We start from the raw sequence: 21,373 nt of genomic DNA, 5'->3' as shown, positions 1-21,373 counted from the left end.
ACATGCTGCTGGCTACGCTGCTTGAACTCCGGCTACGCTAAAGCATGATTCAATAAGGAAGGGATGATGGAAATGGCAGAATATCGAATTGAGAAAGACTCTCTGGGCGAGGTAAAAGTTCCGGCCGATAAACTATGGGGCGCCCAAACCCAGCGCAGTTGGGAGAACTTCCGGATCGGCACTGAAAAAATGCCGTTGGAAATGGTAGCGGTATTCGGTATACTCAAACAGGCCGCCGCCACCGTTAATCAGGAGCTGGGCTTATTGGACGCCGCCCGGGCCGACGCCATCCGGTCGGCGTGCGCCGAACTGCTGGAGGGAAAGCTGGCCGGGAATTTCCCGTTGTCGGTTTGGCAAACAGGCAGCGGCACCCAATTCAACATGAACATTAATGAGGTGATCGCCCACCGGGCCGAACAAATATTAACGGCCGCCGGTCAGCCGCTGAAGGTCCATCCCAATGACCATGTCAACCGTTCCCAAAGCTCTAACGACATTTTCCCTACCGGATTGCATGTTCTGGGGCTTACCCTCCTGCACAGCCAGTTGTTCCCGGCCTTGACCGCGCTGCTGGAAACACTCCGGAGCAAAGCCGCCGAGTTTCAGGATATTGTTAAAATCGGACGGACCCATCTGATGGACGCCACTCCCCTGACGCTGGGGCAGGAAATCTCCGGCTGGTCGGGCATGCTGGAACGAAACCGCGCGATGCTGACGACCGGAATTAATTTTCTGCGCTCTCTGGCGATGGGCGGTACCGCTGTGGGTACAGGGATCAATTCGCACCCAGAGTTTGCCGTAAAAATAGCCGCTGAAATCAGCCGGCTGACCGGTGAACAGTTTGAAACCTCACCGAATAAGTTTCATGCCCTGACCAGTAAGGATGAGCTTGTCGTTGTCCATGGCATGCTGAAGGCGCTGGCCGCCGATTTGATGAAAATTGCCAATGATGTACGCTGGCTGGCCAGCGGGCCGCGCTGCGGCATTGGTGAAATTACCATTCCGGCCAATGAGCCGGGCAGCTCCATTATGCCGTCCAAAGTTAATCCCACGCAGGCTGAGGCGCTCACCATGATTGTTACGCAGGTCTTCGGCAATGACGCCACAATCTCGTTTGCCGCCAGTCAGGGAAATTTCCAGCTTAACGTCTTTATGCCGGTAATTGCCTACAACCTGGTGCAAACCGTCCGGCTGCTCAGTGACGGCATGAATTCCTTTAACGCCAATTGCGCCGCCGGCATCCGGCCCAACCTGCCGAAAATTGAATTTAACCTGCACCAGTCGCTGATCTTAATTACCGGGCTGGTGCCCCTGATCGGTTATGATAAAGCGGCGGAAATAGCAAAAAAAGCGGCCGCTGACGGCATCACCCTAAAAGCGGCCGCTCTGGCTACCGGCTATGTAAGTGAAGCTGATTACGACCACTACATGAACCCGGCCCGCCTGATCAAGGCTAACGAATAGCCGCCTGGTCCTGAAACTGCTCGGTCAGAGGTTGCTGCAGCCGATAATATGCACCCCGCTGCGCCAGCAGTTCCTCATGCCGGCCCTGTTCGACAATGGTGCCGCGGCTAATAACCAGAATAACGTCGGCGTGACGGATGGTATTCAGCCGGTGGGCAATGACGAATGAAGTCCGGCCGGCCATCATCCGCCGCAGCGCATCCTGGATATAGAACTCGGTTCTTGTATCAATACTGCTCGTAGCCTCATCCAGAATGAGAATGGCCGGATTGGTCAGAATAACGCGGGCGAGAGCCAGCAGCTGTTTCTCTCCATGACTGAGATTGCCGCCGTTTTCGGTCAGTATTGTGTCATACTGCCGGGGCAGCCGTTCGATAAAATAATGGGCATTGGCCTGAAGGGCTGCCGCTTTAACCTCTTCGTCAGCGGCCTCCGGCCTGCCATATTTGATATTATCCCTGATCGTACCGGAAAACAGATACGTATCCTGAAGCACTATGCCGAAGCATTTACGCAGGCTGTCCCGGCTATACTCCCGGATATCGCCGCCATCAATAAGAATACGGCCGGAATTGACGTCATAAAAGCGGGTCAGCAGATTAATGATGGTAGTCTTGCCTGCTCCGGTAGGCCCGACCAGCGCCGTAACGCTGCCTGCCTTCACACTAAAATGAATATTGTGCAGAATCGGCAGGCCTTCCTGATAACCGAAGCTGACATTTTCAAATGCTACCTGACCCCGGGGCTGCGCCAGCAGTTTTGCTCCGCGCTGATCAGGTAGTTCTTCTTGTTCGTCCAGGATCTCGAATACCCGTTCCGCACCGGCGACGCCGGACTGCAAAATATTATAAATATTGCCCAGATCATTTAAGGGCCGGACAAATTGCCGCGAGTAACTGATAAAGCTGGCAATAATTCCGACCGTAACGACCTCCTGCACAGCCAGCGCCCCGCCGGCAATGGCAATGGCGGCAAAACCGATATTGTTGATTACGTTCATTAACGGCATCATAAAGCCGGACCAGATCTGGGCCTTGGTACCCACCGCCGTCAGCTCCTGATTGATCGTCTTGAACTCATCGATTGCCTGTTGTTCATAATTAAAGGCCCGGATTACTTCAATCCCGGAAACCGTTTCCTCGACCTGTGAATTCAGCCGGCCCAGTTGAACCTGCTGTTCTTTAAACAACACTGCCGTTTTGCGGGCAATGGTTCTGCTAAGCAGCAGTACGAGCGGTACGGTAATCAGGCTGGCTAAGGTCAGCAGGGGGCTCAAAACCAGCATCATAATGAAAGAGCCGGTAATTGCAATAAAGCCGCTGATAAGTTGAACCGAAGACTGCGCTATCGTGCCGCTCACCTGATCAATATCATTCGCCAGCCTGCTCATCAATTCGCCGTGGGGATGACGGTCAAAAAAAGCGACCGGCAATTTTTGCAGTTTTCCAAATAGACTTCGTCTGAGTTCCCCGACCACCCGCTGTGACACCCCGGCCATCAGCCAGTTCTTGACAAAGGCCAGGACGCTTTCGCCAACATACGCCCCGCCAAGAATAACCAGCAGCAGCTTGAGCAGGTCAAAATCAATTGCGCCGCTGTCTACTGCAATCGCGTCAACGTAAACGCCGATTAGATAGGGGCCGAGTAAAGTCAGCAGAATATCAACGCATACCAGCAATGAAATGATGGCCAGACAGTTTTTTTCAGCCGCCAGGTAGCGCCACAGCCGCCGCAGTGTCCCGGTAAAACTTTTGGCCTTGCTGCCCGTTTTTTTGCCCCGGCGGCTAAGCCTGCCGCCGGTCATCGGCTGATTAGCCATGCCGCTTCACCTCCATGCCCAGTTGAGACTCCCATAGTTCCCGGTATATTGAACAGGCGGCCAGCAGTTCAGAATGTGTCCCCCGGCCCACAATCCGGCCCTTATCCAGCACCGCGATGATATCAGCGTCCATTACGGCGGTAATCCGCTGAGCGATGATGATCCGGGTGCAGCCGTCGGCATATTGCCGGATGGACTGTTTAATTTTGGCTTCAGTCGCCGCATCAACCGCACTGGTACAATCATCCAGCACGAGAATTTCCGGTATTCGCAGTAAGGCCCGGGCAATGGCAATACGCTGTTTTTGGCCGCCTGATAAATTAACGCCATTTTGCCCCAGTCTGGTCTGATAGCCATCGGCAAGCTCCATAATAAAGCCATGCGCCTCAGCGATTTGGGCTGCTGCCGTAATTTCGGCAAAATCGGCTGTTTTTTTACCCCACCGGATATTATCCAAAACCGTTCCGGTAAATAATACGGTGTTTTGCGGCACAATGGCAATTTTATCCCGCAAGTGCTGCGGCGCAACTGTTTTGATATCCTGCCCGTTGATTTTGACGCTGCCCGAATCAGGGTCATAAAAACGGGGAATAAGCTTAACCAGAGTGCTTTTACCTGCGCCGGTTGAGCCAACAATGCCCATCATTTCACCAGATTTGCAGCTTAAATCAATATTCCTTAAAACCGGCTCACCGTCTTTTTCATAACTGAAGCCGACATCATAAAACTCCACCTGACCGCCTGAGGCCAGTCCAGCTGCTGCCGCCCTGACCGCCTCCGCCGGTCCGCCGTCCCGCAGCAGCACTTCGCCAATCCGGTCGGCTGAGGCCCTGGCCCGCACAAACAAATTAAATACCAGTGAGATGATCATGAGTGAATACAGGATTTGCATCATATAATTGATGAAAGCAACCACTTGCCCCACTTGGATCTGCCCGCTGCCGACACCCAGGCCGCCCAGCCACAGCACCGCAATAACGCCCAGGTTCAGCGTGAGGATGACGCCCGGCCCAAAGACTGCCATCACCCGCATGGCAGTGACCGTATCGGCTTGCAGGCGGTCATTGGCCTGAGCAAACTTCTTCTGTTCATCGGCAAACCGGTTAAATGCCTTCACTACTCTGACCCCGGACAAATACTCCCGCATAACGCCATTGACCTGGTCAAGCGCTGTCTGCACCCTGAAAAACAACGGAAAGCCAATTTTCATATTCATGCCAATCAGCAGGATAATGACCGGCACAATGACAGCCAGCACTACTGCCAGCCTGGCGTTTAAACTAACCGCCATAATAAGCCCGCCAATACATAACAGCGGCGCTTTTAATGAAATTCTCATCAGGCTGTTGACAAAGGCCTGAACCTGCGTGACATCGTTGGTAAGCCGGGTGACGAGCGACGCTTTATCCAGCTTGTCCAGTACGCTGAACGGCATACCCTGAATGGTCTGGTAAAGATCGCTTCTTAGCTCTGCGCCAATCCTTTGCGATACCTGGCTGGAAATAATATTGCGTCCGGCGGCGGCAACAGCCCCGGCCGCCGTAACGAGCAGCATCAAACCGCCCATTTCAAACACCGTATCCATCCGCCGCCCCGCTACGCCGACATCTATAACCCTGGCCATAATGGTCGGCTGTAAAAGATCGCAGAAAGCCTCCATCGTCACAAAAAATACCGCAGTCCAGAATTGTTTACCATATTTCTTGCTGTATTTATATAAAAATTGCATCTTCCGTCCCCGTTCCCGGTCGTGTAACCCGATAGTTCCGTACTTATAATCAATAGATATATTACCATGCTCACCGGTAAAAGACAAAACAACCGGTAAAAGAAAAACGCCGGACTCCTTTACGGATAAGAATTGTAATGTTATGATTATTTTATTGTCAAAATGGCAACTGTAACACTACATAACTACTAAATAAGGACTGTTATTGCTATGAGCTATGATCATCAAACAACTGCAGCCGCTGCTGTTGAGCAGCCTTCCCGCCGGCAGGTTCTCTGGATGGCTTTTGTTTTAGGGACGCTGGCCGCCTTTGGCCCGCTGTCAATTGATATGTACTTGCCGGCGCTGCCCCATCTGGTTCGTGATTTACATTCGACCACTTCACTGGCTCAGCTCAGCCTGACCGCCTGTTTGCTTGGCATTGCCCTGGGGCAAATCTTTGTAGGGCCGGTCAGCGATGTGCTGGGCAGAAAAGGGCCTTTAATGGCTGGTCTCGCCTTTTATGTTCTGTCCTCGCTGCTCTGTGTCGTAGCGCCCACCATTGAGCTGTTTATTGTCATGAGATTTATTCAGGGCCTGGCCGGCTCAGCCGGGGTTGTTATCTCCCGCGCCGCCGTACGCGATCTTTATTCCGGTCCGGAGCTGACCCGCTTCTTTTCCTTGTTAATGCTGGTCAACGGCGTTGCCCCGGTCATTGCTCCTGTTCTGGGCGGCCAGGTCTTGCAGTTCACTTCCTGGCGGGGCATCTTTGTCATCCTGACCGGGTTAGGCGTAATAATGGCCGCTGTTGTATTATGGGGCTTCCGGGAAACACTGCCGTTAAGCCTCCGCTCCAAAGGCGGTCTCGACAATACGCTGCATGGGTTCCGCGACTTAATCCATAACCGTAAATTTATGGGTTATGCCTTGGTCCAGGGCTTTTCAATCGCGGCTATGTTTGCCTATATCTCAGGCTCGCCGTTTGTTTTGCAGAACATGTTTAACGTTTCGCCGCAGATGTTCAGCCTGCTGTTTGCCATCAACAGCATTGGCATCATCATTGCCAGCCAAATGACCGGGCGGCTGGCCGGCCGTATCCGGGAAGGGAAACTGCTCATCAGCGGCCTGACGCTGGCCTTCTTCTCCAGCCTGGTCTTGCTTGTCACGACCTTGCTCGGCGGCGGCCTGTATACGCTTCTGATTCCGCTCTTCTTTACGGTAGCCAGTGTTGGTATTATCGGCACCAGCAGCTTTTCTCTGGCTATGCAGGATCAGGCCAGGGCGGCCGGCAGCGCCTCAGCGCTGATCGGCCTGTTATCATTCGTCTTGGGCGGCGTTATGGCGCCGTTTGTCGGCATAGCCGGCAGCCATACCGCCCTGCCTATGGCTGTGACGATTGCGGTTGCCGAAACGGCGGCGGTGTTCTGCTATTGGAGCCTTGTCGCCAAATCCGGAAAAAGCAATTAACGCTGCTTCCCGGCGGGAATTCCGGCTAGATAGCTAAACAGCAGGGGCCAGGCGGCTGCAGCCGCTGGCCCCTGCTGTTTAGCTATCTTTTTATGCTTGCAACCTCTTCGTATAAATCAATGGCTGACTTTTCAGCCAGCAACGGTGCCAGCTTTTTGAACAAGTCCCGCAGATACGGGGTGGTACTATGAAAGTCCAAGGCTGCTTTGTCCGTATATTTTTCGTAAAATAAAAATTTGCCCGGCTCCTCCTGCGAACGGTGCAGGCAATACTGTACGGTGCCCGACTCCTGCTCAACCATTGGTATCATTGACTTTAAAACCGTTTCAAGTTCAGCTTCCCGGCCTTGTTTTGCTTTCATTGTCGCTACTAAAACAACCATTACTGAAAACCTCCCGGTTTATTTTATTTTTTGCCCGGTTTGGCCGGGCGCCAAAGCTTGCCTGCAGCCTGCTCATGACCGCCCCGCCGGCGTTCGGCAATAAGGAGATTGCCGCAAATGGTGCAACTGCTTCACCCGGACGGGTTAATTTTCAATACCCGTTCTGGCTTCCACCCCTTGTTGATAATAGTGCTTGATTTCTTTCATCTCAGTCACCAGATCAGCCTGGTCAATCAGTTCCTGCGGTGCGCCCCGCCCGGTCAAAACCAGTTCGACCTCCGGTCGCCTGAGTGTAAGGATTTCCTGCATTTGCTGCCAGGTGACCAGTTCAAACAGCATGGCCACATTAATTTCATCTAGTATCACCAGGTCATACTGGCCTCCGCTTACCGCTGTCTTGGCCCGTTCAATGCCGCTCTGAACGACCGCCAGATACTCGCGGGGCGGCTTTCCCGGCGGAAAAACAACCACGTCATCCCCCCACTTGGCTAGTTCCTCGGCCGTCATTGCCCCTTCATGGGCGATAAAAAATGGTTTACCCAGTGTTTCCCAAGTCAGATTTGGGGAAATATGCGGCAAAAGGTTATGCTCGCTGTAAACCTTGCTTTTCATAAACTGTAGCAAAAGTACGCGCAGCCCGGCCCCCAGAGCCCGGATTGCCAGGCCGATGGCTGCCGTGGTTTTTCCTTTGCCAGCTCCAGTGTATACCTGGATATATCCCTTACGCAGCATGTTTGTTTCCTCCTGCAGAAGATTTTCGCTTTCCATCACTATACCACACACCTTAGACCATTCACCCGTTACTTACTGACACAATTCCGCCCCTTTTTCTTGGCGCGGTACAAGGCGGTATCCGCCGCTTTGATGACCTCGCCAGGCTGCCGGCGCTTCTCATTGCGTCCGGCTACCCCAATGCTGATTGTCACAAACAATTTCTTCAAGACTGCTTTTTTGGTTTTCGCCGATTTTTTGCCGCGATAGGCATAGGGCGTTTTCTCCACCGCCGCCCGCAAGTCTTCCAGGTGCGGCAGCGCTTCGGCAACTTTGGCGCGGGGAAACACAACGGTAAATTCCTCTCCGCCATACCGGAAGGCTTTCCCGCCCCCGCCCACTTTCTCCAGAACGTCAGCCACCAGCCGCAGCACATCATCCCCCGTATCATGACCATAGGTATCATTAAATTTTTTAAAAAAATCAATATCCACCATGGCGATGGTATACTCGCCCCGCAGCTTCAGCAGTTCCTCTTTTAAGGCCCGGCGGGCCGGCAGCCCTGTCAATTCGTCCAGATAAGCCATTGAATAAGAGTCTTGAATGACAGCCACAAGCAGAATAATCCCGGCAGCGCTAAAAAACAGGACAGTGCCCGGCGGCTCAGGTCTAAGGCTCAGAGCAGCGAAGGTAGTAACCAGTATGGCGATAAAGGCATTATGTAAAGGAACATTCCGGTTCAATCGCTGTTTAACAAGCACCAGCAGCGTTATTCCGTAGGCTGCCGCCGCAGTATCGGGCAATGCCGTATTTGCGGAAATATCCTCCGGCAATGGCTGGGTAAAGAAACCAAGCAAGGAGCTGTCGTTGGTGATAAAGGCCAGGGCAAGATAAACAACCTGCACAGCGACAATGCTGAAACGGGTTAAGCCCCAGGCGTTAAAAATCCCCCGTTCCTTAAATAAAGAAAAAATGAGAATATTAACCGGCAACAATACGGCGACAACGGAATAAAGCCCCGCCTGATTGCCCTGTGCATTAAAATTGAGCCCCGGCAAACCGCTGAGCGCATATTGAGAAAGGGCAATAACCAGCGTAATAAAAAAGACCCGGCTGCGGTTAAACCACCAGCTAAGCACCAGTCCCGCAGCATATATGGCATAGGAAACAGGATATAGCCGGGCAATTGACGACAGCTCCACTGAAAAACATAAGTAGGCGGCAGCTGCGGCAAACAGTAAGCCGAAAGGAAGTGAAGTCAGGATTGATAATACTGTTGTCATCGGTTTTACTGATATCCTTTCTTGCCCAAAAGTTGTTCAAGCTTATCAGTACAATTATACCAATAACACTGTTATTTGTCATTGCCGCTGCCGGACGGCGGCTCAGCCGTCAAAAGCGATTCTTTTCCTCACGGACCGGCAGGCTGATCAATGCGGCAAAGGCAGCCAGCACGATGTCAATATACCAGATCCAGTCATAGTGCCCGGCATGAGTCATTGCCAGCCCGCCCAGCCAGGCGCCCAGAAATCCGCCGATTTGGTGAGTCATAATCGTCAGCCCAAACAAGGTTGCAAGATACCGGGCGCCAAACAGCTTACCGATCAAACCGGCGGTTGGCGGCACTGTCGCCAGCCAGGTAAGGCCCAGCGCAGCCGCAAACACATAAAAAGTCAATTCCGTTTTGGGGGCAAGCAAATACAAACCAATCATAATGGCGCGGCTGCCATACATAACCGCCAGAATATATTTCATTCGGTAATGATTGCCCAGTACGCCGGCCAGCAAACTGCCGGCAATATTAAACAAGCCGATAATACCAATTGCGCCCGCCGATATAGCCGCCGAATGGCCGCACAAGGCAACTTCGCCCGGCAAATGGGTAACCAGAAACGCAATATGAAAGCCACAGGTAAAAAAACCGGCATGCAAAAACAGATAACTGCGATCTTTGAACGCCTGGGCGACCTGACCGCGCATATTGCTCTGGCCGCCTTCAGCAGCCGCTGGATTTATGGCCGGGCGGCCGCACAAGGCCAAAGCAGCGGGAATGGTCAGCAAGGCGGCTGCACCAAGGGCCAGCATTGCGCTGACCCAGCCATAAGCGGTAAGTATTGCCTGGGTCAGCGGCGCAAAAATAAACTGTCCCAGCGATCCGCCTGCGTTGATAAAGCCTCCGGCAAAGGAACGCCGATCAGGCGGCAGCTGCTGCGCCGCAGCCCCAATCAGAATAGCAAAACTGCCTGCTCCCGCTCCGGCGGCGCTGATAACCCCCAGCGTTGTGGTCAGGACCCATTCCGTCGCCGCATAAGTTGTCAGCAATTGACCTGCAGCCATCAGCAGTGCTCCGCCAATCAGCACCGGGCGGGTTCCCCATTTGTCGGCGATTGCCCCGAATACCGGCTGGCTCAGCCCCCAGAACAGTTGCCCCACAGCCAGTGTAAAACTGATTGACGCAATGCCAAGCCCGGTTGCATCGTTCAGCGGCGCTACAAACAGCCCGGTGGTTTGCCGGACTCCTGTTGTGATCATCATAATGCCGGCCGCACTGACCATCAACAGCCAGTAATACCGGCCTGTATTCAGTTTAACGTTCACTTTATGCTCCTATCGTCGGTAAGCCAATATTTTAGCGCCACTCTTTTCTTACATAAAAAATAGCATTCACACCTGCCTGTGTCAACAAAAATCCGTCGTATACCGTTATACCGCATGCAAAATTTGTTCAAGAGGCGGCCATACGTTTTCCTGCTAGGCGTCCGGCTGCCGTTGACATTCTGGGGGCGGGTTTTGCAAAACTGCCCCGGTTTTCCTATAATGTCAGTCAAAGCAATCCTTCCCCGGACAGAATAGGAGAAACAAATTGAAAAATTCACTTCAGCTTTTATGAGGCCACAAGCTCCCCATCCTTGTTGGACAGGCTGGCCTTCATTTAGCAGTCTTCGATTAATTTTTTGGCCTCAACATACTGGGCAATGCCTGCCGCTACTTTTTTCGCCTCTTTCATCGCCAGCACTACCGTCGCCGGTTGATGCACTACATCCCCACCGGCGAATACGCCTTTTCGGGTGGTCATGCCATAAGGCCGTTCTTTCGTAATTACATAACCCTGCGGATTAATTTCAATCCCCACAGCCGAAGATACAATCCTGGCCGCCGGACGCTGGCCGACCGCCAATATCACCTTATCGGCCGCTATGGTCTCCTTCCGGCCGGAGCTGCAAAGCTTGCCCTCATTGTCAACCGCCTGTACCTCATATTCCAGAGCGGTTACCTTGCCTTCGCCCAGAAAAGCGGTGGGGCTGGATAAGCCCTGGAATTTAACGCCTTCATGCCGGGCTTCCTCATATTCGGATTTTAGCGCAGTAATATCATTTTCAGCCCGGCGATAAACAACCGTCACATCGGCGGCGCCCACTCGCAATGCCGTACGGGCGGCATCCATAGCCACATTGCCCGCGCCAATTACCACAACCTTTTCCCGGGGATGGACGGGTATTTCCTTATGGTCAAGCCGGCCGCTGTTTGCCAGTTGAACCATACTGAGAAAATAGGTCGCCTGCACTACCCCGGGCAGGTGATTGCCCGGCAAATCCAGCGTCCGGTGCAAGGCTGTGCCTGTCCCGATAAAAATGGCATCAAATCCTTCGGTAAAAAGCTGATCAATCGTCAGATCAGGGCCTACCAGCACCCCTGTTTTAAAAACAACGCCATACTGTTCAATTTTACGAATTTCGCGGCGGACGACTTCTTTATTTAAGCGAAATTCAGGTATCCCGTACATTAATACTCCGCCGGGCTCGGCCTGCGCTTCATAAACAGTAACGGCAAAGCCCATTTTAGCAAGATCGCCCGCCACTGTCAGCCCGGCCGGGCCTGATCCGATAACCGCTATTTTGCCGCTGGCAGTCCCTTTTTTCGGTACTGTGCCAATATTCATCTCAGCATCAAAATCAGCTACAAAACGCTCCAGTTTGCCTATTTTAATGCCGCTGCCTTTTTTATTCAGAATACAGGCCGCCTCACATTGCTTTTCATGCGGGCAGACCCGGCCGCAAACCGCCGGCAGGTTACTCCGCTGGGCAATAATTTCACTGGCTTCACCCAGATTGCCTTTGGAAATAGCGTGAATAAACCCCGGTATTTCATTTTCTATCGGACATCCGCTGCGACAGAGCGGCTTAGGACAGTTTAAGCAGCGCTTGGCTTCGGCAACCGCCTCCCGGGTGGTAAAACCCTCATCCAGTTCATCAAAGGTTAATTCTTGGTGGTCGAAATTACTTTCCTTATCAATCAGCAAGAGGCTGGCCTCCTTTATTTTTATTGATTATCATACCCAGCGCGCAATCAAACGTCAAGAATAAGAAATTAAAAAATTCCGCTGCCGGCCGCCTTGCCAATCTAATAAAAAAAGCAACCAACACTGCTCCTGGAACAGGTTTGTTGCCCTGGCCGGCATGGCTGACCATACCGGCCGGTATCATCTGTCAGTCACCGTTCCCGGCTCACGGCTCCGGCCAGCTCAAAGGATAGTGCTCCTGGTTCCAGGACAGCTTTGCCAGGCGTTACTGCCCCGGCGTCTTGACCGGGATCTCTGGCTGTATTTCCGGTTCGATTACCGCATTGGCCTGGTGGTCTGTTTCATCCGGTTGTATAAATTGACCAAGTTCCTGCTCTAACTGCTTAATGCGCGACTGGGCCTTATATAACCGAAACCGCAATCTAACCTGCACATACAGTTGCAGCGACAGCGCCAGGAGAAAGCCCAGTGAAGCCGCTCCCAAAATAACCAGTACCAGCGAGGCTTCAATATTCCATTTCAGCATGGTAACATTGACCATCATACTGTTTTGAACGGCAAACAATGCAATGATAAATGCAAATACGACAGCCAGCACCAAAGTAAAATAAGCCATTGACAATCCTCCTATCAAAATCACCCCATCTGTTAAGCAAATTCCGGCGGCATATAAGCCTCTTGCCAACATTTCCTGCCATTATTTGCCTAATTAAATTTTACCATAAAGGCCGCTGCTTGTACCAGATCTGGCAGAAATAACTTTCTCTTGACAAAAACGGTGTTTATTGTAACAATGTAACTATTATTACGAATCTGCAAGCAGGTAATCGTAATGTTCATTTGTCAAAAACGATGATTGGGAAAAACAAAGACTATTTTGCCTCAGAGAGCCGGCATATGGTGCAAGCCGGTGCGAATATTTTTGTAAAGCTCACCCAGGAGTTCTTTTGCTGAAAAGCTGAACCGGCTGATTAGGTAAAAGCGAGTAGCCGCGTTAAGGACATTGACCAATGCAGTCAAGTGCTGAGCCTAAAGTAGGGTGGTACCGCGATCAATCGCCCCTATTGACATTTATGTCAATAGGGGCTTTGCTATTTCGACCAGAGACAGTATTACCTCAGATTCCGGCTGTCAGCGCTTGGCTAAAACCAGGAAAAAGGAGTATGCATTATGGATTACCAAAAAACCGGGTCTGTCGGAATTGCCTTCTCTATGGCGGCAGTTTGGTTTGCAACCCATTGCGGCGGTGGATTTGCCACCGGCAACCAAGAAGTTAATTATTTCGTCAAATATGGCTGGTTTGCAGCCTTCCTGCCGCTGATCGCCATGATACTGCTAGGCTGGGGGCATCGCAACGCGCTGGTATTGGCCAAAGATTTTCAGACCTATAATTACAAAAGTTACGGAGACGCTTTGTTTCATCCTTACGAAAAATATTTTTCCGTTGTATTTGAATTTGGCTTTATTATGCTGATTGCCTGTGGTGTCAGCACTTCGATCGCCGGCGCCGGCGCCTTGCTGAAAAGCTCACTGGGCATCCCTTACGGAACCGGCATTGTCCTTATCGGAATGATATTATTAATTCTGACGATATTCGGCAGCAAGCTGATTATTAAAGTTTTAAACCTGAAAACTTATTTTTTAATTGTCACCTTGTTTTTGTTATGCGCCTTGGGCCTTAACGCCGGGGCATTCAATTTCCAGCAGGTCCTGGTTACGCAGGAAACCTTTGGCAAAAGCTTCGGGGAAGCTGTCTGGACAATGCTCATCTATGTCGGCTTTCAGTCTTTTACCGTACTGCCGATTATTTCAGTGTCGCATCAAATTAAGACGACGAAAGAATGCAATATGTTTATGCTGTTCGGTATGCTGTTGAACGGGGTGTTTCTGGCCTTGATTTGCATTATGCTGTTAGGCTTCAGTCCTGAAATTCTCGACCAAACCCTGCCCGTTTATTTTGTCAGCTCCCAGCTCGGCCTGCCCTGGTTGAAAATATTGTACAGCATTATCCTGTTTGTCGCTTTGCTTGGCACTGCCGTTTCCCTGGTATTCTCCACAGTTGCCCGGTTCGAACCGGTATTAACCGGCAAAGCGATGTTTAACAGCCTGCGCACCCGCCGCATCGTTATCTCATTCCTCACTCTGGCAATATGTACAGGAATCTCCATTTTCGGCCTGACCAATATTGTAATTAAAGGCTACGGTTCGGTCGGCTATATTGGCCTGTTCTTTGTATTGCTGCCGGAGATTGTCATCGGCACGATAAAGATTAGGAAAAACGCTAAGCAGCGCCGGGAACAGGGCCTGGAAACCGGGGTATAAGCCGTACTCCGGGCGGCCCCGGCTTAGCGCTCGGCAGCTTCGGTAAGTTCATCATCCCTGATGACATCGCCCACCCTTATCCGGTAATTCTTGAACAATTGATCCCGTCCCTTGTCCTGGGCAAAATAATGCGGCTCAAATTTCCGCCACCGCTCCGCCGCCGCTTCACTTTCCCAAAAGGAAATGGAAAGTAGTTTTTCAGGATGCGCCAGACTTTGAAACCTCTCAGCTGAAATAAAGCCGGGCATTTTCACCAGATGTTCTCTAAGCCCGGCAGCAAGGCGCAAATACTCCGCCTTGCCTGCTTTGAAAGGCGTAACCTCGAAAATTACTGCAACCATTTGTAGTCCCCCATTCACAATATATGTCTTATTATACCCCGGAACATACGTTTGAGCAACTCCGCTGCACCTGTTAATTTACAGGCCGGCCTGGCTGATGCCAGGGCTGTCCCGCGGCCGGCAAGCCTGCAAAACATGGTTCAATATTTTAGACTTACTATCTTGACGTTTCCATGGCAGCTAGCTATAATATATCTATTATACGTGTTGCGCCTAGCCCGAAACTGGAATCAATAGCCGATCAGAAAACTGAAGGCTAATTTCTCTGGTAAAAGAGAAATTAGCCTTCTTTTTTATTTTAACAGCTATCTGCTCAGCCTCAAAACGGTAGAATAATGGCGAGGCTATTTTCGCAAGACAAGGCGGAGGATAGAGGCATACCGGGAGTATGCTGACCGACGACAACGAAGGCTTGCGGAAAATAGACCGTCAGTATTCACTGAATTAGGGCTGCCAAGATACTAGGGAGGTAAAACAGGATATGGGCAACAGGTCTTCACCAATACAGAGAATAGTCTTTAACTCAGGTAAATCATTTATTTAAAAGGAGAATGAGCTTCATGAAAACATTAACAAATAAAAAGGGTCTGCTAAATTTCTTCCTGGTCTTGCTATTCACCGCTGGTTTGGCGCTTACCGCCGGCTGCAGCTCCGGCAGTGACCAGCAGGCGTCAACCGGGGATCAAGTCAAAACCTATTATGTAGCAACCAGAGGAACCTTTAAGCCATTTACCTATATGGATGATAAAGACCAATTGACCGGTTTTGATATTGAAATTTTAAAGGAAGTTCAAAGAAGAAACAAAGATATAAAATTTGAGTTTAAAACCATGAGCATTGAAAGTGCTTTTGTCAGCCTGACATCAAACCAGGTTGATCTCATTGCCAACCAAATGGGGCACAATGAAGAGCGCGCCGCAAAATACACCTTTACCAAAGAAGTGAATAATTACACCCGCACCAGAATTACGGTTAAAGGCGACAGAAATGATATTACCACGCTTGATGACTTAAAAGGCAAAACCATGGTATTGGTGCCCACAAGCGAATCAGCGCGGTTAATTAAAAAATTCAACGAAACCGCCGAGCCGAAAATCAATTTGATCTATACCGATAAAGGCTCGGCTGAAACGTTAAACCTGATTGCCACAGGCCGTGCTGACGCCGGGGCCAACTACGAAGTTGCCGTAACCGAGGCCAAGAAAACGTTAGGGCTTGATGTAAAAAATGTCGGTGAGATTATATCCAGTGTACCCACTTACTTCATTTTGCGCAAAGACGCTGAATCGCAGCAATTGGCCGACAAAATTGACGCCACTTTAAAAGAAATGAAAGCCGACGGGACACTGAAAAAACTATCCGAACAATTTCTGGGGGCAGACTATACTTCTTCCTCTAACTAAACTGAAAGGAGTCTTAGCTTGGGAAGTTATTTTGATTTAAGTTACCTGATTAAGACTTTTCCTATTATTCTGTCCTATGTGCATACTTCACTGCTGATTACCTTTGTCGCCGCAGTCTGCGGCCTGGCGCTCGGCAGTTTGGTGGCGCTTATTCGCATTAACAAACTGGCGGTCTTGGATAAGCTTGCGGCAATCTACATTTCCTTCATCCGGGGAACGCCATTTCTGGTGCAATTGTTCCTGGCCTACTTTGGCTTACCGGAACTCATGCAAAAAATTGGTTATCAGTCCATTCGCGATATTCCGGCCTTGTTTTATGTTTTTCTTGTGTTTTCCTTACATGCCGGAGCCTATATTGCCGAAATCATCCGCAGCGCAATTTTAGCCGTCGATAAGGGACAGCTGGAAGCAGCCTATTCTGTCGGCATGAGCGCAATTCAAGCCTATATCCGGATTGTCCTGCCGCAAGCGTTTACTATCGCAATTCCCACCATCTGCAATATCATTATTTCGACATTAAAAGGAACGTCGCTGGTCTTTAATGTCGGCGTAATTGATATGATGCGCAAAGCTGATCTCATGGGGGCGAACAGCCACCGGAGCCTGGAGCTGTATATCAATGTCGCCATCATTTATATTCTGTTGGTATTTATCATCAGCAAACTATCAACGCTGATCGAAAAAAGACAAGTGGCTTATGCGCAAACCAGCCAGCTATGAATAAATACATTTAGACGGATGTGAAGCTATGATGGAAAATTTAAATCAAAAAATAAAGGCACTGACCGACAAAATATACGATAAATTGGTTGTGCTCCGCCATACAATTCATGCAAACCCGGAGTTAAGCAACCAGGAATATCAAACCGCCGATCTGGTGGAAAAAATACTTACCGCCTGGAAAATACATTACACGAGACTGCCGGCCAGTACGGCAATCATCGCTGAAATCAAAGGCAACCGGCCAGGCGGCGGCAGCATCGGAATCAGGGCAGATATGGATGCATTGCCAATCCAGGAAGCCACAGGCCTGGACTACGCCTCCAAAAACCAAGGTGTAATGCATGCCTGCGGCCATGATATGCATACCGCAAACCTGCTAGGTACGGGGTATGTACTGTCCCGGTTGAAGGATGACTTCGCCGGTACGGTCAAGCTGGTATTCCAACCGGCCGAAGAAATCGGCGGCGGCGCCCAGGAAATACTTGATTTTGGCGTCCTGGAAAACCCCAAAGTAACCGCTTTTCTGGCGGCCCATGTTTCTGAGGATGTCCAGACCGGCCAAATTCAGGTGAAAGCTGAAGAGGTAATGCTGGCTTCCAGCCAATTTACCATTCACTTAAACGGCCGTGGCGGCCACGCCTCAGCGCCTCATCAAACCGACGACATCATTTTAGCTGCTGCAAAAATAATCATTGAGCTGCAGACGATTCCCGGCCGGAAACTGAACCACCTTGAACCGGCAGTCATTACTGTCGGCAGCATCCATGGCGGCAGCCGCTGCAACATTATCCCCAAGGAACTGGTGTTAACGGGAACCATTAGAACGCAAAACAATCACCTTCATCAAGAAATTCATCAACATATCACCAGCATTCTCAATGCCCATGAATTGATTACCGGAGTTAAGGGAACGGCATCATTTAGATTCGGCTCAGGAGCTGTTTATAACGATCCGGCCCTGACCAAAGAATTCGTCGCAGCAGCAGCGAGCATGATCGGCCCGGCTAATGTTGTAACAGCCAAATTCCCCGGCAACGGTTCGGAGAACTTTTACCGTTTTTCGAAAGAAGTTCCTGCCGTTTTTTTCCGCATTGGCGTGAATCCGCAGCCCTCAGAAAATATAGAGCCGGCCCACAGCCCCAAATTTACCGCCGACGATAAAGCCTTAAAAACCGGTGTAAACGTTACTGCGGCTGCAGCCATCGCCTATCTCCAAAAAGCGGGAGCAGCAGTATGAACAAGCTATTAGAATTCTCATTTATGTGGGATACTTTTATTTATTTACTGGAATATATCCCGGTCACCTTATTTTTAGCCGTCACCAGCATGGTTCTGGCAATCATCATCGGCCTGTTCAGCGCAGTGGCGCTGGTAAGAAACATTCCGTTTTTCCGCCAGCTCGCCAAGTTTTATTTACTGTTCGGCCGGGCAATACCGACTATGGTCATGCTCTACCTGGTATATTTCGGCCTGCCGGTTTTGCTGATGGCCTTCACCGATAAAACAGGCATTGACACAGGCTATCAGCATGTACCGCCAATGGTATTTGCAATTCTTGGACTGACTGTACACACCGGCGCCTATTTAACGGAAATATTCCGCGCCGCAATACTGTCGGTTGACAAGGGGCAAATGGAGGCTGCTTTGTCTGTCGGCATGACCTGGGCGCAGGGATTTTACCGCATTATCTTCCGGCAGGCGGCGGTATTTGCCGTACCGCTGCTGGCCAACCAGTTTCTGGGCCTGATCAAAAGCACGTCCATTGTTTTTACTATAACGGTAATTGAGCTGTTAGGCGCAGCGAAAATTGCCAGCGCCGAACACTACCGCTATTTAGAAACTTACCTGGTTGTGGCGATGATGTATTGGGCCGTCAGCATCCTGTTTGAAAAGCTCTTTTCGGTTGCCGAACAAAAACTGTCCCTGTTCAAAAAAGAAGCCAGTCTATAAAGGCTGTCTTGACGTTTCGGTCATAGTAAGTTAAAATATATAAGGTAATGCCGGTATAGCTCAGCTGGTAGAGCATCTCATTCGTAATGAGAGGGTCACAGGTTCGAATCCTGCTATCGGCTCCAATGAAATCAAGGCGCTGCGCCATGTGGTGTAAAATAAGATGGTTAAAATGGTGCAAATATGGTGTAGTTAGCCTTAAATAGAGACCTTCCCACCGAAACTCCCTGTTCCGTAAACTAACGGAACAGGGAGTTTTTTCAGGCCTAAAGACAGGCCTGTCTGCCAAAATCGAAGAGCCGCGCCAGAAACTGCAGCAGATCGCCAGCCAAGATCCACCATGCTCAATTCAACCTACTTTTTCTGCTCCGCTATTTTTTCAGCAACACCGGATTCTTTGACTACTTTTTGAAGTCTTCTTGTTTCCTGAAGCCATTTTTTAAAAAAGTCCTCATGGTTTAAATACTCAACATCCATACCCATTTTTTTCATATTTTCCATGTATTCGGGATCATTGACCGTTTTTTCAAGCCCGGCTAACAGCTTAGCTTTTATTTCCGGCGGCATTCCTTTATGAGCGGCAAGACCATACCAGAAAGTAAATACCACGTCTATTCCTTGTTCCTGCAAGGTAGGCACGTGACTAAACATTGGATCTGTCATTCTCTTCGTTGACGTAACCCCAAGAACCTTGACTTTGCCGGCTTTAACATGCTCATTTATCGTGGACGGCGCACAAAACATTAGCTGCGTATGCCCGCCTAGCAGAGCCGCTAAGGATTCCGACTCTCCCTTAAACGGCACTTGTACTAGATTTGCGCCGCTATTTAGAACCACCATTTCCCCAACAACATGCGTTGCGGCCCCCAGTCCGGAATGTCCAAATTTAATTTTTTCCGGATACTGTTTAGCGAAATCAATCAAATCAGTCATATTATTCCAGGGCTGATCAGAACGTACGACTGCAACCACAGGCAACTCCATAACTTGCACTAAAGGATCTAGAGCTGATGGATAGTGGTATCCGCTTATCCCGTACATTGCGTGCAATAAAGCGCTAGGAGCCACTGTTCCTAAAGTATATCCATCCGCCTCCGACTCAACTAGTTCATTCCAGCCAAGTAAACCTCCTCCGCCAGGCATATTTTTAATAATAACAGGCTGCCCGAGATGTTTTTGGGCTACCTTTTCCATAGCGCGCACCATCATATCATTACTGCCGCCTGCTGCATAAGGCACAATGAGCGTAATTGTCTTATTAGGATACTTTTCAACGGCAGTTGCCGGCGTTTCTTTCGTGCCGCAACCAGCGATCAATCCCATCGAACATAACAACATTAAGGACAAGGCAATCGATTTTCTCATTTGCACAGCATATCTCTCCTAAATCGTTTTAATTCGATTTTATACCGATTACATAACGAATAATGTCATATTTTGTCAGGAGCAAAAATAAAACCACTTGCTTTCCTCGTTAAACAATAGACCGCTTGCCATGTACCCGGTAAAAATGCAAACTCCCGCCATTGCGGGAGCGTTGATTTCACTGGTGCGCCTGGGAGGACTCGAACCACCGACCAACCATCCAGAATAACACCATACTCAATTCGCCTTACTTTTTCTGCTCAGCAATTTTTTCAGCAATGCCCGATTCTTTGACTACTTTCGTAAGCCTTCTTGTTTCTTTAAGCCACTTTTGAAAAAAGTCCTCGTGGTTTAAATACTCAACTTCGACACCCATTGCTTTCATATTCCGAACAAAATCAGGATCATTGACGATCTTTTCAAGGCCGTCAAGCAATTTCGCCTTCACTTCCTTATCCAGCCCTTTGTGAGCGGCAATCCCTAACCAATAGCTGTACATTACATTAATATCCTGTTCCTGAAAAGTAGGGGCAGAATTAAATACCGGATCACTTATTCTCTTGTCTGTAGCAACACCCAGTACTTTGACCGTACCGGCCTTAACATGTTCTCTGACACTGGTAGGCGCCGTCAAGATAAACTGAACATGCCCTCCTAATAGTGCTGCCAATGCTTCGGAATCTCCTTTAAAAGGAACCTGGGGGAATTCTACGCCTCCTGCTACGCTTAACATTTCTCCGACAACATGAGAACCAGATCCCAAACCCGGGTGCCCGAATTTAATTTTCCCGTGATTTTGCCCGGCATAACCAATTAATTCCTTCATGCTGTTCCAGGGCTGTTCCGACTGAGTTACTGCAATAACTGGTTCACTCATCACCTGTACCAACGGATCTAAGGCAGAAGAATAGTGATACTGTCTTTCTTTATAAAGAGACTGTAATAGTGCGCCAGTAGTCACAATACTTAATGTATAGCCATCGTCTTCAGATACAATGAGTTCGCTCCAACCAATAGTGCCGGCTCCGCCAGGAATATTTTTAATAATAAAAGTTTTCCCAAGATATTTTTCGGCCGGTTTTTCCATTGACCGGGCTACCAAATCAGCACTACCTCCAGCTGCAAACGGCACAATCAACGTAATTGGTTTATCCGGATACTTTTCGGCAGCAGTTGCCGGCGTTTCCTTAGTCCCGCAACCGACAACCAGTCCAATCGAACATAACAGCATTAAGGACAACGCAATCGATCTTCTTATTTTCACAGCATTTCCTCCCTTAATTCGTTTTAATTCGATTTTAAACCCGATTACACAACGAACAATGTCATATTTTGTCAGGAGTAAAAAATTAAAACACTCTGCAAGAATACCAACCGGGACAATTCACGCAATAACCACTTGCTTTCCTCGTTAAACA

Annotated in this window: 18 protein-coding genes, 1 tRNA gene and 1 other annotated feature; of the genes, 8 read left to right on the top strand and 11 right to left on the bottom strand. The window is 49.8% G+C overall.

Annotated elements, in window-relative coordinates:
- Window positions 1-72 precede the first annotated feature (72 nt).
- Window positions 73-1,464 carry a class II fumarate hydratase gene (gene fumC / locus BLR06_RS15270; RefSeq protein WP_092074485.1) on the top strand — a complete coding sequence of 464 codons (1,392 nt, stop codon included), beginning with the start codon at window positions 73-75 and terminating at the stop codon, window positions 1,462-1,464.
- On the opposite strand, the gene BLR06_RS15265 is transcribed toward fumC, so the two are convergent.
- Together BLR06_RS15265 and BLR06_RS15260 are read right to left on the bottom strand one after the other, a co-directional pair.
- Window positions 1,454-3,283: an ABC transporter ATP-binding protein gene (locus BLR06_RS15265; protein WP_092074460.1), complete on the bottom strand. Its 1,830-nt coding sequence runs from the start codon at window positions 3,281-3,283 to the stop codon at window positions 1,454-1,456. The genes fumC and BLR06_RS15265 overlap by 11 nt on opposite strands.
- Complete coding sequence (locus BLR06_RS15260; protein WP_092074484.1) at window positions 3,276-5,012, bottom strand: ABC transporter ATP-binding protein; 1,737 nt, start codon at window positions 5,010-5,012, stop codon at window positions 3,276-3,278. The genes BLR06_RS15265 and BLR06_RS15260 overlap by 8 nt, the downstream gene beginning before the upstream one ends.
- A 210-nt stretch (window positions 5,013-5,222) precedes the next feature.
- On the opposite strand from BLR06_RS15260, the gene BLR06_RS15255 reads away from it, so the two are divergent.
- Window positions 5,223-6,458 (top strand): Bcr/CflA family multidrug efflux MFS transporter, encoded by a 1,236-nt coding sequence (locus BLR06_RS15255; RefSeq protein ID WP_092074459.1) that lies wholly within the window; start codon window positions 5,223-5,225, stop codon window positions 6,456-6,458.
- A gap of 82 nt (window positions 6,459-6,540) precedes the next feature.
- Here the strand turns inward: BLR06_RS15255 and BLR06_RS15250 are convergent, their stop codons facing one another.
- From BLR06_RS15250 to BLR06_RS15220, 6 genes are all read right to left on the bottom strand, one after another.
- The gene (locus BLR06_RS15250; protein ID WP_092074458.1) at window positions 6,541-6,840 is read right to left on the bottom strand and encodes a putative quinol monooxygenase; all 300 of its coding nucleotides are present in this window, start codon (window positions 6,838-6,840) and stop codon (window positions 6,541-6,543) included.
- A 144-nt stretch (window positions 6,841-6,984) separates the two neighbouring features.
- Complete coding sequence (locus BLR06_RS15245) at window positions 6,985-7,572, bottom strand: cob(I)yrinic acid a,c-diamide adenosyltransferase (protein WP_092074483.1); 588 nt, start codon at window positions 7,570-7,572, stop codon at window positions 6,985-6,987.
- Between the two features lie 68 nt (window positions 7,573-7,640).
- Entirely contained in the window at window positions 7,641-8,834 is a 1,194-nt protein-coding gene (locus tag BLR06_RS15240) for a GGDEF domain-containing protein (RefSeq protein WP_092074457.1), read from the bottom strand.
- A gap of 109 nt (window positions 8,835-8,943) precedes the next feature.
- A complete protein-coding gene (locus BLR06_RS15235) occupies window positions 8,944-10,149 on the bottom strand; it encodes an MFS transporter (RefSeq protein WP_217636912.1) in 1,206 nt (401 codons plus the stop codon).
- Window positions 10,150-10,483: 334 nt separating this feature from the next.
- The gene (locus BLR06_RS15230) at window positions 10,484-11,851 is read right to left on the bottom strand and encodes an NAD(P)-dependent oxidoreductase (protein ID WP_092074456.1); all 1,368 of its coding nucleotides are present in this window, start codon (window positions 11,849-11,851) and stop codon (window positions 10,484-10,486) included.
- Between the two features lie 265 nt (window positions 11,852-12,116).
- On the bottom strand, window positions 12,117-12,467 hold the full coding sequence (locus BLR06_RS15220; protein ID WP_092074454.1) for a LapA family protein: 351 nt from the start codon (window positions 12,465-12,467) through the stop codon (window positions 12,117-12,119).
- A gap of 227 nt (window positions 12,468-12,694) precedes the next feature.
- Window positions 12,695-12,917, top strand: a binding site (T-box leader).
- Window positions 12,918-13,021: 104 nt separating this feature from the next.
- Between BLR06_RS15220 and BLR06_RS15215 the strand changes: the two genes are divergently transcribed.
- Entirely contained in the window at window positions 13,022-14,173 is a 1,152-nt protein-coding gene (locus tag BLR06_RS15215) for a YkvI family membrane protein (RefSeq protein WP_092074453.1), read from the top strand.
- Window positions 14,174-14,196: 23 nt separating this feature from the next.
- On the opposite strand, the gene BLR06_RS15210 is transcribed toward BLR06_RS15215, so the two are convergent.
- On the bottom strand, window positions 14,197-14,514 hold the full coding sequence (locus BLR06_RS15210; protein ID WP_092074452.1) for an antibiotic biosynthesis monooxygenase family protein: 318 nt from the start codon (window positions 14,512-14,514) through the stop codon (window positions 14,197-14,199).
- A 560-nt stretch (window positions 14,515-15,074) separates the two neighbouring features.
- Between BLR06_RS15210 and BLR06_RS15205 the strand changes: the two genes are divergently transcribed.
- The 5 genes from BLR06_RS15205 to BLR06_RS15185 all read left to right on the top strand — a co-directional run bounded on the left by BLR06_RS15205 (window position 15,075) and on the right by BLR06_RS15185 (window position 18,715).
- Window positions 15,075-15,917 (top strand): transporter substrate-binding domain-containing protein, encoded by an 843-nt coding sequence (locus tag BLR06_RS15205; RefSeq protein ID WP_092074451.1) that lies wholly within the window; start codon window positions 15,075-15,077, stop codon window positions 15,915-15,917.
- An 18-nt stretch (window positions 15,918-15,935) separates the two neighbouring features.
- Entirely contained in the window at window positions 15,936-16,637 is a 702-nt protein-coding gene (locus tag BLR06_RS15200; RefSeq protein WP_092074450.1) for an amino acid ABC transporter permease, read from the top strand.
- A gap of 28 nt (window positions 16,638-16,665) precedes the next feature.
- The gene (locus BLR06_RS15195; RefSeq protein ID WP_245698171.1) at window positions 16,666-17,877 is read left to right on the top strand and encodes a M20 metallopeptidase family protein; all 1,212 of its coding nucleotides are present in this window, start codon (window positions 16,666-16,668) and stop codon (window positions 17,875-17,877) included.
- Entirely contained in the window at window positions 17,874-18,590 is a 717-nt protein-coding gene (locus BLR06_RS15190) for an amino acid ABC transporter permease (RefSeq protein WP_092074449.1), read from the top strand. Before BLR06_RS15195 ends, BLR06_RS15190 begins: the two co-directional genes overlap by 4 nt.
- Window positions 18,591-18,639: 49 nt before the next feature.
- Window positions 18,640-18,715, top strand: a tRNA-Thr gene (locus tag BLR06_RS15185).
- 229 nt (window positions 18,716-18,944) lie between these two features.
- On the opposite strand, the gene BLR06_RS15180 is transcribed toward BLR06_RS15185, so the two are convergent.
- Window positions 18,945-19,955 carry a Bug family tripartite tricarboxylate transporter substrate binding protein gene (locus BLR06_RS15180; protein WP_245698176.1) on the bottom strand — a complete coding sequence of 337 codons (1,011 nt, stop codon included), beginning with the start codon at window positions 19,953-19,955 and terminating at the stop codon, window positions 18,945-18,947.
- Between the two features lie 247 nt (window positions 19,956-20,202).
- The gene (locus tag BLR06_RS15175) at window positions 20,203-21,186 is read right to left on the bottom strand and encodes a Bug family tripartite tricarboxylate transporter substrate binding protein (RefSeq protein WP_092074479.1); all 984 of its coding nucleotides are present in this window, start codon (window positions 21,184-21,186) and stop codon (window positions 20,203-20,205) included.
- Between the last annotated feature and the right edge of the window lie 187 nt (window positions 21,187-21,373).

Source organism: Dendrosporobacter quercicolus, assembly GCF_900104455.1.
Classification (GTDB): Bacteria; Bacillota; Negativicutes; order DSM-1736; family Dendrosporobacteraceae; genus Dendrosporobacter; species Dendrosporobacter quercicolus.
The sequence above is the reverse complement of the archived record's forward strand: the minus strand, read 5'-3'. Positions and strand labels throughout refer to the sequence as shown.